The organism is Lysinibacillus sp. F12, from assembly GCF_057773605.1.
This window is the reverse complement of record NZ_JBYMLP010000003.1, coordinates 332,807-346,100: the sequence shown is the minus strand read 5'-3', so window position 1 is coordinate 346,100 and position 13,294 is coordinate 332,807. Positions and strand designations below refer to the sequence as shown.

Below are 13,294 nucleotides of genomic sequence, written 5' to 3'. Positions count from 1 at the left end.
CTGCAACTTATTTGGAAGAAATAACTTTAATAGGAACAAAAAAATCTCTTTGTTTTTTATTTTTTAAGAAAACTATAAACTAGTGTAATTATTCCTAAAACAAAAAAAAGTGGAACAAATAAATTGTCGGTAAACGAACTCATTTTAATATCCGGAACTTCTCCGGACATATTACCTGCAAAAAATCCAGCTTGAACAATGCTAGTTGATAGCATGGTAAACCCACACTCTATTGTGTAAATCAATCCAGCCATAATTAAAAGCGCAACTCCAATTATTCTCAATATAGACACCCCCAATACATTTTCTAACAGGACATACTTATTAATTTTACCAAAAAATTATAAAAATACTATTTTACGGTTGCGTTTGATTTGTTTTTCACGCAAAGTATTCAATGTCACTGCTCTTTATTTCCGTTTTTAGCCCCTTCTATTTTAGCTAACCACGTCTTTCCACCTTAAACGACTAAGATGGTTTCCGTACCTTTTCATCAAACATCTTCATTCTTCGAGAGATAAGAAGATTTAAACCAAACACGGCTCAATCTTTGTCTGCTAGTCGAATTTCTCAATTAAAATTTGGATGTATGTAAATTGTTTGGAGTCATTTGTGATGATGTAACTCCCTCAGTAACCACGAGTGCTGTCATTGGGATTGAATACTGCAGCACCATTTGACAATTCAAAGCTTTCAACATGCTTCATCGCTCCTAGTATAAATTTAATGTAAAGTATACTTAGAATTACTAAATTTACCAAAACACAAAGAAAAGCCTCGACTCAAATTGAGTACCTAGGCTTTGAAGTTAAAAATTATAATGGTATATATAGTTTTATAGAATAATTACTTTCTATATTATATGTCCACATGTGGCATTGTTATTCTTACAGCTAATTCTACAATTGGCTTTGAAAAAGTACTTGGAATCATCGGACTTGGTAAATCGTCAATATGGTTTGCAAGTCCAAAAGACACTTCTGCCTTTTTTGTAGGGTCCACTCCAAGAATTTCAAAACTTCTGGACTCGCCTGTTGAATTTGCTTAGCGAAAAGTTGACAATCCTCGCAACCACAATGAGTTTTTTCGGAAGTTCTTTATACAATTCAAGAGTTTTATCCTTATCTATTCTTACAATAAAATTATTTAATTTAATGTCCTCCATAAAACACCTCAATTACAATTTCCACCATTTGAGTTAGAGTTTTCTAGTAGTTTATTTCAATTTATCGAGAAAGACTCTTCATATGGAAGAGTGTCTTGGAAATCTTCTTCATTATACAAAAAATCATTTATCACTTTTTCTTTATCCATTCCATTATTTACAACTGTTTCTTGACTCAAAGAATTTATTTGTAAACCCTAAGATTCATTCGCCTGTGCAAAACTAGGTGAAATAATACTGAGAACCAATGTAAACCAAATTAATCCTATAATACTTTTAATTAAGTTATTTTTCATAATAAATATCCTCCATTATCTAAATGGCAATTTTTCTAATTCAAGAGTCAATTCACGTCATCTGAGAACACTTTTAATGATGTTCCTAATTTTCCATACTACAAAAGTAATATTTCTTGTGAACATAAGAAAAAACAATTGAAAAAAACTAATTTCGAAATATCAAGTTAATAAATCTTCTTCACATAATTGTAATATTATGATGTGACCTCCTGAGTTTTAAGGCTACTTTTTACTACATTGTTTAAAATATCTAATTCTTTCTAATCACCACTAGTCAGTATATCAGGCCCAACCTCAAACTTTCAGAAAACATCTCAAGGCACAGGTTCATATTTTTTCATTAAGGTTTTCTATTAAGCACCTAAACATTGTATGTTTTTGGTTGATTTTGTAGAATGAATGAAAGGGAGGCGAACTAGCTTGGAATTCACAACAGAAAGATTAATAATTAGACCTTTTAAGAATACCGATTTACAGGACGTATTTGCTATTTATAATAATGAAGATACTTGTAAGTTCCTATTACATAATAAATGGACTCATGAAAATATGGAGAAAAAATTCAATAAGAAAGTAGCAAATGGATTACTCTCTAATGAGTCCATGCTAAGTTTGGCAGTTGTATATAAGAACAAAGTAATTGGTGATTTGTCTGTATGGTATACAGATATGAAAGATACAGTTGAAATTGGATATAGCTTTTCTAATGAAGTGGCTGGGAAAGGTTTGGCAACCGAAGCAGTTAGTAGTTTAGTAGGTAAATTATTTGATGTTTTTAATGTACATCGTATACAAGCTAAACTGGATGCACGGAATATCGCTTCACAAAAATTATGTGAACGAATTGGCATGAGAAAAGAAGCCCATTTCACACAAGATTTTTGGAATAAAAATGAGTGGACTGATAGCATTGTATATGGAATGTTAGCCTCTGATTTGAAGGAATAATATATGTTAGGTATTTAATGTGCTAACAGAGGGCTAGCGTCGAATTACCAGGATTTTTTGAAATCCGTATTTTACCATTTACTATTGTTTAGCCCTCCAATTAGATACATATTAATAAGCATCCAAATTATCATAAGAGGATGCTTGATAAAAAAGATTATTCGGCTTTGATGTTTGCTTCGAAGCTACATCCAATTGAATTAATTCCAACGCCGTTACTGAATAATGTATTGTCATCGCCTAAGCAAATACATTGCCCCCTTCCCTTATTTTTTTATATTTATTTTGTAATCTGAAATAAAGAAAAAGAGTGAAAGTCCTAGTAAAATAACGGGAAGGAAAAAGAATCCTGCATTATATTTGATGGAATGCTCCATTTTTAAGCCAAACAAATAGATGAATAATGTAAATGAAAAACATAATGATAGTGTCCCTGCTAAACTTTTCATTCAAATCCTCCTTATGTCAATCAGATAACATAAAACTAATTCGTGATGCCAATCAAAGATGACAATTTCAACATGAATAAGACCTTGCCCCTGTCTAGTTATTTTTGTTTTATAGCCCCTTCCATTTAAGCTATCCACTCCTTTCCACCATAAACGACAAAGGTGATTTCTGTACCATTCCTATTAAACACCCTCATTCTTTGAGATAAAAAAGTTTAAATCAAGCACGGCTCATCTCCGTCAGCTAGATGTATACCTCACTATAATTTCAGATTCAGATTTCACGCATGAGCGGAAAGATCAGACATTGGTGGTCTTGAATTTCATTTAACTGATAATTGAATGCCGTAATTATGTAACTGCCATAGTATGCACATATAAAGCCTCGGGGAATAAACGTTGCAACACGTTTGGCAAATAAAGCCTTAACCACCGTTTCATCACCCCCATTGATTATTTTCCGCACACCCTATAATATACTAACAATTACTTAATATTCCAATATTAGGTTAAATAAATCCAATGCGCTACCTTTTGGCATTCTTCATCAGCTTATATTTTAGAGATTCCCCAAATAGAATATAGTCCTATAAAAAATAAATGAGGTGGTTAATCATTAGTGAGCATGGCTACAAAAAGTACAAAATTTATCCAGAATCAGAAAGATATACTGCCGTATTTTTATTGGTTTCTGTATTAGTTTGGGGAATTTATGATCGAGTTACGACGGGGAAGATGGTGGGGGCACCATGGTATATAATCATATCCACTTCTGTATTTAATACCATCATTAGATCATATTATGCAAGAAAAGAAAAAAGGAAAAAACTAATATGTAATGATGGTCCATTTGGATGTAGTCCCTATCAAAAGCAGGTGCTCGTGCGCTTACTTTTTGATTTTGGATTATTCATACAGCTTACAAATGACCGTTATATATAACCACACCCTTCCACTTCATAATTCAAAAAATCCTCCGTTTCCCTTTGTATCCAATTCAATTTCACCTTCATGAATTAAACTTTTAATTTTTTTCTGATGTTCCTATGACATTTATCGCTAATCAACTTGTTAGGCATACATATTATAAAATTACGAAAGGAGGTTTATCATTATGTCTGGATACTATGGTGGTAACGGTGGAGGCTACGGGAATGGTGCAGGATTTGCACTTCTTGTTGTTCTATTCATTCTTCTCATAATCGTTGGAGCTGCTTTCCTGTATAATTCATATTAATATTTTTACAAGGGTTCAACCCATTAATCCGTCCCGTGAAAGCAATAAATCCTCCAATACTGGGAATAACAATCATCCATACACTTATCTTTTTTAGAGTCACTTTCCTTGGGTGACTCTTTTTAATTTTTTCTTCCTTGTCAATAGAGTCAACGACATGATAAAAAACCCCCGTAAAAGTTAGATTGATGTCTAACTTTTACAGGGCAGTTCAAAACAGATGTGGCTTTCGTCATACATTAATCAAATTGTATAGTATGTTGTACGATGGATACCTTATAAACATCTTTCGTATTAATTAATATTGATTGAAAATGTTCAGTTTCTGTAAAGGTATACCAAGGTTTCTCGTTGAACCCATTAAACATTTCTTCTGTAAATGTTTCTTGGCCGATATTAGTTTTGATTTTATATTCCTCTTCACGACTTTCGTTGAAGTGGAACTTCACTGTATATTCATAATCCATGAACCAACACCCCCCATCTATCTTTATCATGGGAAAAATGGTGTGGAAGTAATCAAAAGAAATATAAATGTCATAAAACCCCATGCCATTATAAGTGTTCTTATGTAATCATAGAAAAAAAACCAGGTACTCATTATAAATGAGCGCCTGGTTTTTTATTAGTACCCGATATGGGTATTGAAAGCATGCAAATATTAAAGTTTTACGATGTTTGCAGCTTGTGGTCCACGTTGACCATCTTCGATTGTGAATTCTACTTTTTGGCCTTCTTCAAGTGATTTGAAACCTTCACCTTGGATAGCTGAGAAGTGTGCGAATACGTCTTGTCCGCCTTCTACTTCGATGAATCCAAAACCTTTTTCTGAGTTAAACCATTTTACTGTACCTTGTGTCATTTGAATGACCTCCATTAATTGTATTAAATAAAATCTTACATCTCTAAAGAAAAAATTCACATATTGCAAAAAGTATCCAAAAAACACGATTACTCTTTGTAATATGTGAATTCATTGTTTCTTTACGACTACGACCGATTTTATTAATATCATTGTATAATAAAAAACCATATTTGTCTAGTACTAAGTAAAAAAATCCATTATCAATTTTTTTTGCTCGTTACATGTTTGCATGTACTTATAAAAAAATCTCAGGCAATCAAGTAATTTGATTACCTAGAGATCATTGTTTTTTCATTATCATTTTTACTTAAACCTTTAGTGATCCTCGAAAACCTCTAGCAGCATAGTAAGAATCTGCCCCATTATGATATACGAAGATGGTGTCGTAGCGACGATCACAGAAGATGGCACCGCCCAGCTTACGGATTTTTTCAGGGGTTTGAATCCAGCTAGATGTTTTTAGATCAAATTTACCTAGTTGCTGTAACTCCCGATATTGCTCTTCCGTTAAAAGCTCTATTCCCATTTCTGTAGCCATATCCATGGCGGTCGTTTCTGGTTTATGATTTTTTCTTGCTTCCCATGCTTCTCGGTCATAACATACACTTCTGCGACCTTTTGGACTTTCTGCCGAACAATCATAAAAGATATATTCATCTGTCTCTGGATGATAGTGCACAACATCCGGTTCTCCCCCAGTTGCTTCCATTTCATGGAGCGACCACAGTTTGTCCAAATTAGCCTCCAGTTTAGCCTGGACATTTGTCCACTCAAGGTCTTCGTGACGATTCATATTTTTTTCAAATCGAGCTTGCAATGTTTGCAATAGTTCCTCGCGTTGTTCAACGGATAATTCTTTATTTGTCATTTTAGTTTTCTCCCTCACTCGTAAATGATAATCCCTCTTCTTTCAATGAAGCTCTCAACATAGGTACAGACGCTGGTCCAATTCCATGAATTTTTAATAGGTCTTTTTCGGTGTATTTGGATAGTGCATGTAAGGGATCAATCCCCTCGTGAACTAAGGCATTTCTTGCAGGAGCACTCAGCTTTGAAAGGAAGCCACTCGTAGGCTTATTTTCTTTATCACAGGTCGGGCAGCTGGGACAGTCCGTGCTTTTGTAAAAACTATGTCCTTTTTCGCAAAACCGTAAACGTTTTTCTGCTTTCACTATCATCCCTCCAGCATACATGCTATTAGTTTATAGTATCATATTTCACTTGTCGGAATGATAAGAAGAACCGTACTATTTAAAACGTTTGTAATTGGTTATCGGTTAAATTTTGTGCTCCCATATATTGAATTTTTGGTTCTCCATCCACATATTTAACTACCGCATATCTTTGTATATCTGGCTTTAGCCATACCCGAGCATCCATTGGCCAACTTGCAATGTCCTTCTTAAACATATCCTCAGAAGTGACCATTACATCTTTTGTTAAGGAATATTCTAAGTCATTAAATTCAGAGTCAAGAAATGTTACATAATAGACATCTTTAGATACTTGATAGACATCTTGATAATTACGATGAATGGAATCGAAATAAAAGCCAGTTGGATAGATATAAAACTTACCCAACTCATAAGTTACAATGTCTTGGCTATCTCTCGATGGAAAGTTCATACTATCTATAGCAAGTTCAACACCGAATGCTTCTTTATATTTCGCTTGAACGATAGCTCCATCATAAACCATTTCGCCATTGTCCGAATACTCATGATCAATATTGTACTTCTGGACAACGTCTAACACTAAAGACATGACAATTTTCGGGTCATGATGATTAATGCTCCTCATACTACTAAATTCATCTAATGCTTTAACAATCTCTTTCTTTTTATCCTTCTCAAGTAATTTTTCTTTGCCTACAATAGTATTTACACTCGGTGAAAGAGTTGCAAGGGTTTTTCCAACAATAGTGGCTGGACTAGAAGAATCAAAACCGTAATTTTTCTCAGCAAAATTGCTAATCAGTATGGGACGCTCCTCTCCATCATATCGTGCTAATTCTTCTTCGAACGTAATTCGATCTGTTTCCTCATCATTTAATGTATAAAAGAGATCACCCTCATTATTATGACCGAAATTACCGGACACAACTAATTCCATCTCTGATTTTTTGGAATCCTTTGCGTATACCCATATTTTGTTATTTGCAATACCTTGACTCATTTGATGGGAAAACATTTTAAGGAAAGTACGCCCATCCTTCCCCTTTACTAAAGAAACATTCATGTCACAAGCCGAACATACCAATTTATCAATTTCACTTGAAAAAGATAGCAACGCATTTTCTCCATTTGCATGTCCTGTCCAAATTTCTTGTATATAATTATCTTTATTACGATGAGGATAAGCGGATAGTGGGTAGTCAGCTCCTTTCATGAATGTATAAACCTCGTTAACACCATCATTATCAAAATCGACTAATTCCGCATATAAAACTCCTCGATCATGCTCATTGTCTGCAAAAGTATGCATGTCATATGTAAAACCTAAAGTTTCCACTGCTTCAGATAGTTTTTCATATAATTGACGATTGACCACTTGCTTCTCTTGATCATTTGTTACTATTTTTTCAGCATCCTTAGCTGTGACAGTAGGTGTCTCCTTTACTCCATTAGAACATCCATACATTAATACAACTAAAAATAATAATAATAAATAATTTTTCTTCATTTAAAGCTACAACCTTTCAATACCTTAATAATATCTATATCAATTTCCTATATTTACTACTTTATACCAATATAACGAAGCTGTATCTAGTAAAATTTTGATTTTACTTAAACACTATAAGAAAATAACCAAAAGGATGTTTATAAAAAAGAATGTATGATATAGCCCAATCCTTTCTGATTCATTTATAAAGTACCGTTATTTTGCAAAGTAATGCACACGTTTTAATTCTAAAAATTTGGCGCAATGAGCAAGTTGGTAGTCAGTGTTTGCTAGTTACATGGCGCGATGAAAAAGATACTATATATACTGTTCCGTTTAAACGTAACATCATCTACACAATAAAATGAATAAAGGAGCCTGATACGTTGATGTTACGTACGTCCACTCATATGAAAATGCCGTTAGGATTTTGGGAGGGGCTCCGTCAATTAGGGGTAGCCCCTCACGATGTTATTCAAAAAGCACAACTACCTATCGCATTGATGACTGAACCAACTGTTTCTTTAGCACAATATTACGGAATTTGGTAGGCTTTTGCTGATCTTATTGACAACATGGCCGAAGGAATCATTAAACTGGCAACTAGCTTTGATAGCAATCATTTCCCGCCTACTGTTTTAACGGCCTACCATGCTCGTGATTATCGTGATGCTCTTAAGAGAATGCTAATTTAGAGATGAGCTTTCCAGAGAAAGAAAAAAAATTTATGAAGACTAATCTCCCTCAATCGGAAATACAGAGATTTATCAAACCAATTGAAATCGGGAGAATTACTACATTTATTTGTAGTCCCTATGCTTCCGCATTCAAAGGCTCTCCAATTCGTATGGATGGAGGGATGATACCGACAATCTTTTAACATTTAGAGCTCGTAAACGTAAGGCCGATGATTGCCACTACAGCGAGTCGAACTGCTTTCACATCTACTTTACCTATCATATTGACAATAGCCATCAAGAGTGAATCCTCTCGATGGCTATTGTCTACCGCTGAACGGGCATATTTTCTATACTACTATTTGCATTTCCTTCCCTTCATTACTGCACTTGTACTGTATATGTTCCGTTCTCATTCTCAAATTTATAAACATATAAATAGTACTTTCCTGGCTCTGCATGTAATTTACCGTTTATCATGTTTCCCTCTTCCTGTCCAAAAGATGCATAATTTTGACTATCTGATTCATGATAAAGCACCCATGTCATACCAATTCGGTTTTCATTTAAAACAGATATATCTAGTTCTTTTGGAGATGTAACATTGAATTCGTAAACATCCGTATGATCATCATCCATTAATCGACCTTTTAATGGTGTATTAAATGGAAGTATAGTGGCTTCTTCTGGACGATTGTTTGGTTCTATCTCAGCTTTTGTATCATTTTGTACTTGAACGGTATATGTCCCATTCTTATTATCAAATTTATAAACATATAAATAATACTTTCCTGGCTCCGCATTAAACTTACCTTTGATTGTATCTCCATCTTCCTGTCCATATGCTACATAGTTTTGCATATCAGATTCATGATAGAGCACCCATGTCATACCAATTTGATTTTCATTTACAACAGAAATATCTAGTTCTTCTGGAGACGTAATGTCAAATTGATAGACATTTGTATCATTATCAATCAAACTACCTTTTAGTGGTTTATTAAATGGAATGATTGTTGCTTGTTCTTGCTCTGTCTGTCCTCCCTTTCGAACAGTTGCAATTGTTTGCCCCTTACTTGCTAGTCCCTTATTATTTTTCACTGTTAATGTCACATTGTAAGTTCCTTCTTTTTCGTATACATGAGTAGGGTTTGCCACTTCACTTGTTGTGCCATCCCCAAAATTCCAAAGATAAGAAACTATTTCTCCATCCTTATCTTTTGTCCCATCACTTTTAAACTGAATATTTTCATGGGTCATGCCTGTATATGGACCATTTATATTTACAATTGGTGCTTGCGTTTCGCCTTCATCTGTAGAAACGCCGTGGAAAACCACATCATACTCAAACTGGTTAGCCGCATTTACACGATAATTGACAAAATACGCTGTCATTGTTTTATAGCCGCTCCACTCTTTTTTAGACAATTGGTCCAGCACTTGGTTTACTTGCTTACTCATCGTTTTCCAATCCTGAGACTCACCCTGTGTGGCACTACCTACGTATGTCCCTTCGAGTGTAAATGTATTAAAAAATTGAGACTGATGCTTGGTCATTTTTGCATCCTGCAATTGTGCCATATCGACAATTTCTTGCTGAACCTCGTTTAATGCTTTTGGTTCATGCTGCATTAAATAATCCTCTGCTACTTGTGGCACCTCATATTTTTCTTGGTTATCGATCAATTGCTGCATATACGCTTGGAATTCCATATTAAGCTGTGAATCTTTACTTAACGACTCACGATAGTCATCATAATTTTTCACATCGTTCGCGCGAATTAAATCTTGAATTCTATCAAACATATCAAATTGATGAGTATACATATAAGACTGTAATGCAAATGAATAGTTATAGAATTCCCAGGAACCATATTTTGCAAACATTGTTTGTTCAGCTGTATAGCGTTGTGACGGATCATGTGACAGCCCACTAATTATGCTCTTACGTGGCACAACATCATTTGTACGTGTTGACCCAGCAAAAAACTCTGCATTTCCTTCCTGGAACCATGTTAATCGCTCATTTTGGTACATATCACCTGTCCCGAATAGACCAGGCACCTCAAATCTGCCTTGTAAAAAGTGCGTATATTCATGTCGGAACAGCTCTTCCAAACTATAAATGCTTTGCTCAGGTGTACGTTCATATGTAAAGAACGTTCCAGTCTCTTCAATATAAATACCACCATTGTTTGTTTCATATCCGTACAATTGACGGTTTAATCGATATTGATCGGGAGAGTTATAAATGACAACTGTTAAGACATCGTCAGCATTACCAGGCTCCAGTGCTTTATCATTCCCGATTACACGATGATACTGTGCTTTTACCTCTTTTGCAGCCCAGTATAATCTTTGAATTTTATCTTCCGTTACTTGATCTCCCGTTTTGAATACAATCGATCCATCATCAAATGTATATGTTTTCGGTAGATACTGTTTTTTTCCTTCTTCACGTACTTTTTGTAAATCCACCGTATTACCATGTAAGTCACGTCCACCATAATTGGTCGTAATTTGCTCTACTGCCACAAAATAAGCTTCACTTAAATAGGGATACATATGCATCGCCTGTGTCACAACTTCTAAACCTTTATCCGGTTTACTATGGAACTGCCCTAAACGCCCTGCATAATAAATGCCATTATTGATTAACCAACTATTGTTATCCGTCACATTATGTATAAGCGCAATGTTATTAACTTCCTCAATAAAGCCATCAATCTTTCCATACCACATCGTTGTATTAGCCTCTTTACGAGTATCATATAAGTACGACTGTAAATCATAATCAATACCCTGTATTAAATCGTAAATAGCTTGTCCTTTTGAATTTTCGGCTTCATATGTAGAAAGATTGTCGTTATATTGTTTTAAAATTTTCGTAGCATATTGAACGGTTTCCACATCACTAGAAGCATTACTTATTAATTTTCCATAAGAAGATACTACTTTATCCTGCTCATCTGTACCAAGTTTAAAGTTCGGATTATTGGCTATTGCTTTTAATGCTGGTAAACACTTATCATGGAAACTTCTCTCATTTAAATAACCTAGTTCATTATTATAAAACGCTACATAAAAAGCAGAACGGAGTACCTCAACAAATGTTTCAATCCCCTTTGAATCATCTTTTGTAAAAGAGCTTCCTCTATTCCCTAACTCATTGATAATTACTTGCATGCGCTCTTCATTTTGATAAAAGGCTTTTGTGTCATCATTGAATTGAAATAAGTCTGTAATTTGGAACCAACGTATATTTCCAAGCGTATGAATAAGCTCCCGATCGCTCATTTTATTTAGCTCTGCCATCGAGTACTGCTCTTGCAATTGCTGTGTATCCATGCGCTCTAAAGTTGGAGCAGGGCGTTGTGAAAAATCTCCAATTTCCAAACGTTCTTCATAGGATAATGTTTCCTCTGCCATAGTGGAATGCACCATTTCATCTTTCGGCATTTCTATGCCAATAGGTTTCATTTGTAATACATTATACGGTGTTTTTTCTGCTGCGGATGCTTCAGCCTGTAACCCACCTAACGAAATGGCCATTGTACTAACCCCAATTAATAACTGATTGAATGTAAATTTTTTCTTCATGTTATATCCTCCTATAGTCCTATTCAGGTTTTTTGGTAATATATTTAATTTTTAGTACTATATTACCTCTATAAAAATAACATATTATGTAAAAATATCAACATAAAATGTTATATTTAGGAATATTTTCTTTCGAATTTTGAACACTAAGACACATTTAGACGGTTTCTTTATAAAAAAAGAACCCAATAGACAGATTCTTTATCGGAAGGAACGTACCTTTAGGGGGAGACGACCATACTTGCTGAAAGAATAGCCTCTTTTATTTCCCTCTATTTATGCTATTCTTGAAAATAAATAAGCTAGTATAGGGTAAATAACATTTCTCTATCCTCCCCTCCTACATATTATAGGTTGTAGAAAGGAGGGATCTTCAATGGGATACGGATACGGCGGAAATGTAGGTAATATGAACAGTGGCGGTTGTTATTATGGCGGCGACAATGGCGGCAGCTATAACGGTTCATCATTTGTATTAATCGTTGTTCTTTTCATTCTTTTAATTATCGTTGGCGCTAGTTTTATGAGTGGTGGATACTAATACATCCCTTTAGCACCTAGAAATATCCCTTCAATATAATGAAAGGGTCACTTAAACCAGCCTAGTGATCCTTTTACTTTTCAGAAAGGAGCGATTATTTCTGCAACATTATCAACCGAACATCTTTATGAGAGTAATAAAAGGGATCTTTGGCTCTGCATTATTAACAATGGGCCTTATGTTTATCGTTATCACAGTAGGCGATAGGCAATTTCTCCAAAACGTATTATTAAGAATCATCGGTGTCAGCAGCATTTTTATAGGCATCCATTTTTTACATAGACAATTTCATCCTCATTCATACAATAAACCAGGTACTCATAAATAATGGGTACCTGGTTTATCTCTTCATATAGCCTATAATTATAAATAGATTTTTTTAAGGGTCGGTACAAGGGTCTACAAAACCAAGTTATCCAATCATATAAATAGTAATGTTAAGCGAAAGTCGTTTAACAAGGCATCTCCTGATTTGTTACTGTGGGGCACTTCCGAGGGGTGTGCCCTTCCCATTTTTCGGTCATTGAATACGAGAGATAAGAACGGTCTACTTCATTCATTTGGTTAATCATTATTAACATTGAAAGTAAGCATAATAATATTGTCTGCCATAACTAAAAAAAATGAACATAATCAGTTGTAAATATAGTAGGTTTTTTGTTTTTGAACGAATACATGCACTCCTAATATTATCTTGTGATTAGTGTTTAATTTATTATTGATTTTCATTGCTTTTGTTCTTTATTTCCTTCTTCGATATATAAAACTAAATCTCTTCAGATATAAATTTAAAGCCTGTGAATTTTTACTCTTCGTAAAAATTCACAGGCTTTTTAAGTAGAGATTGTT

At 34.4% G+C, this 13,294-nt stretch carries 12 protein-coding genes and 1 pseudogene; 5 read left to right on the top strand and 8 right to left on the bottom strand.

Going from position 1 to position 13,294, the window contains the following annotated elements:
• Nucleotides 1-56: 56 nt before the first annotated feature.
• Nucleotides 57-284 carry a hypothetical protein gene (locus tag AC3CH7_RS15665; RefSeq protein ID WP_488381500.1) on the bottom strand — a complete coding sequence of 76 codons (228 nt, stop codon included), beginning with the start codon at nt 282-284 and terminating at the stop codon, nt 57-59.
• Between the two features lie 1,600 nt (nt 285-1,884).
• Between AC3CH7_RS15665 and AC3CH7_RS15660 the strand changes: the two genes are divergently transcribed.
• Nucleotides 1,885-2,412 (top strand): GNAT family N-acetyltransferase, encoded by a 528-nt coding sequence (locus tag AC3CH7_RS15660; RefSeq protein ID WP_197148914.1) that lies wholly within the window; start codon nt 1,885-1,887, stop codon nt 2,410-2,412.
• A 266-nt stretch (nt 2,413-2,678) separates the two neighbouring features.
• Here the strand turns inward: AC3CH7_RS15660 and AC3CH7_RS15655 are convergent, their stop codons facing one another.
• Nucleotides 2,679-2,861, bottom strand: a complete 183-nt coding sequence (locus tag AC3CH7_RS15655) for a hypothetical protein (RefSeq protein ID WP_036215091.1) — start codon at nt 2,859-2,861, stop codon at nt 2,679-2,681.
• 1,114 nt (nt 2,862-3,975) lie between these two features.
• Here AC3CH7_RS15655 and AC3CH7_RS15650 point away from each other — a divergent pair.
• Entirely contained in the window at nt 3,976-4,098 is a 123-nt protein-coding gene (locus AC3CH7_RS15650; protein ID WP_080695187.1) for a YjcZ family sporulation protein, read from the top strand.
• A gap of 239 nt (nt 4,099-4,337) precedes the next feature.
• Here the strand turns inward: AC3CH7_RS15650 and AC3CH7_RS15645 are convergent, their stop codons facing one another.
• The 5 genes from AC3CH7_RS15645 to AC3CH7_RS15625 form a co-directional block, all read right to left on the bottom strand.
• On the bottom strand, nt 4,338-4,565 hold the full coding sequence (locus AC3CH7_RS15645; protein ID WP_012294177.1) for a hypothetical protein: 228 nt from the start codon (nt 4,563-4,565) through the stop codon (nt 4,338-4,340).
• A gap of 194 nt (nt 4,566-4,759) precedes the next feature.
• The gene (locus AC3CH7_RS15640) at nt 4,760-4,960 is read right to left on the bottom strand and encodes a cold-shock protein (protein WP_008175097.1); all 201 of its coding nucleotides are present in this window, start codon (nt 4,958-4,960) and stop codon (nt 4,760-4,762) included.
• A 310-nt stretch (nt 4,961-5,270) separates the two neighbouring features.
• Complete coding sequence (locus tag AC3CH7_RS15635; protein ID WP_099805201.1) at nt 5,271-5,831, bottom strand: DUF4256 domain-containing protein; 561 nt, start codon at nt 5,829-5,831, stop codon at nt 5,271-5,273.
• A 1-nt stretch (nt 5,832) separates the two neighbouring features.
• Complete coding sequence (locus AC3CH7_RS15630; RefSeq protein ID WP_418936746.1) at nt 5,833-6,141, bottom strand: RNA polymerase alpha subunit C-terminal domain-containing protein; 309 nt, start codon at nt 6,139-6,141, stop codon at nt 5,833-5,835.
• 73 nt (nt 6,142-6,214) lie between these two features.
• Nucleotides 6,215-7,645 (bottom strand): DUF4238 domain-containing protein, encoded by a 1,431-nt coding sequence (locus AC3CH7_RS15625; RefSeq protein ID WP_036166175.1) that lies wholly within the window; start codon nt 7,643-7,645, stop codon nt 6,215-6,217.
• Between the two features lie 368 nt (nt 7,646-8,013).
• Between AC3CH7_RS15625 and AC3CH7_RS15620 the strand changes: the two genes are divergently transcribed.
• The gene (locus tag AC3CH7_RS15620) at nt 8,014-8,178 is read left to right on the top strand and encodes a hypothetical protein (protein ID WP_447402861.1); all 165 of its coding nucleotides are present in this window, start codon (nt 8,014-8,016) and stop codon (nt 8,176-8,178) included.
• A 134-nt stretch (nt 8,179-8,312) separates the two neighbouring features.
• Nucleotides 8,313-8,507, top strand: a pseudogene (locus AC3CH7_RS15615) (SDR family NAD(P)-dependent oxidoreductase); the annotation flags it as partial.
• Between the two features lie 178 nt (nt 8,508-8,685).
• Here AC3CH7_RS15615 and AC3CH7_RS15610 read toward each other — a convergent pair.
• Nucleotides 8,686-11,904, bottom strand: coding sequence for a collagenase (locus AC3CH7_RS15610; protein WP_447402860.1), 3,219 nt, complete (start codon nt 11,902-11,904; stop codon nt 8,686-8,688).
• 376 nt (nt 11,905-12,280) lie between these two features.
• On the opposite strand from AC3CH7_RS15610, the gene AC3CH7_RS15605 reads away from it, so the two are divergent.
• On the top strand, nt 12,281-12,445 hold the full coding sequence (locus tag AC3CH7_RS15605) for a YjcZ family sporulation protein (RefSeq protein ID WP_012294171.1): 165 nt from the start codon (nt 12,281-12,283) through the stop codon (nt 12,443-12,445).
• Nucleotides 12,446-13,294 lie beyond the last annotated feature (849 nt).

Coding starts and splice junctions, on each gene's coding strand:
- AC3CH7_RS15655 (WP_036215091.1), bottom strand. CDS start 2,861: ATGAAAAGTTTAGCAGGGACACTATCATTATGTTTTTCATTTACATTA.
- AC3CH7_RS15650 (WP_080695187.1), top strand. CDS start 3,976: ATGTCTGGATACTATGGTGGTAACGGTGGAGGCTACGGGAATGGTGCA.
- AC3CH7_RS15645 (WP_012294177.1), bottom strand. CDS start 4,565: ATGGATTATGAATATACAGTGAAGTTCCACTTCAACGAAAGTCGTGAA.
- AC3CH7_RS15640 (WP_008175097.1), bottom strand. CDS start 4,960: ATGACACAAGGTACAGTAAAATGGTTTAACTCAGAAAAAGGTTTTGGA.
- AC3CH7_RS15635 (WP_099805201.1), bottom strand. CDS start 5,831: ATGACAAATAAAGAATTATCCGTTGAACAACGCGAGGAACTATTGCAA.
- AC3CH7_RS15630 (WP_418936746.1), bottom strand. CDS start 6,141: ATGATAGTGAAAGCAGAAAAACGTTTACGGTTTTGCGAAAAAGGACAT.
- AC3CH7_RS15625 (WP_036166175.1), bottom strand. CDS start 7,645: ATGAAGAAAAATTATTTATTATTATTATTTTTAGTTGTATTAATGTAT.
- AC3CH7_RS15610 (WP_447402860.1), bottom strand. CDS start 11,904: ATGAAGAAAAAATTTACATTCAATCAGTTATTAATTGGGGTTAGTACA.
- AC3CH7_RS15605 (WP_012294171.1), top strand. CDS start 12,281: ATGGGATACGGATACGGCGGAAATGTAGGTAATATGAACAGTGGCGGT.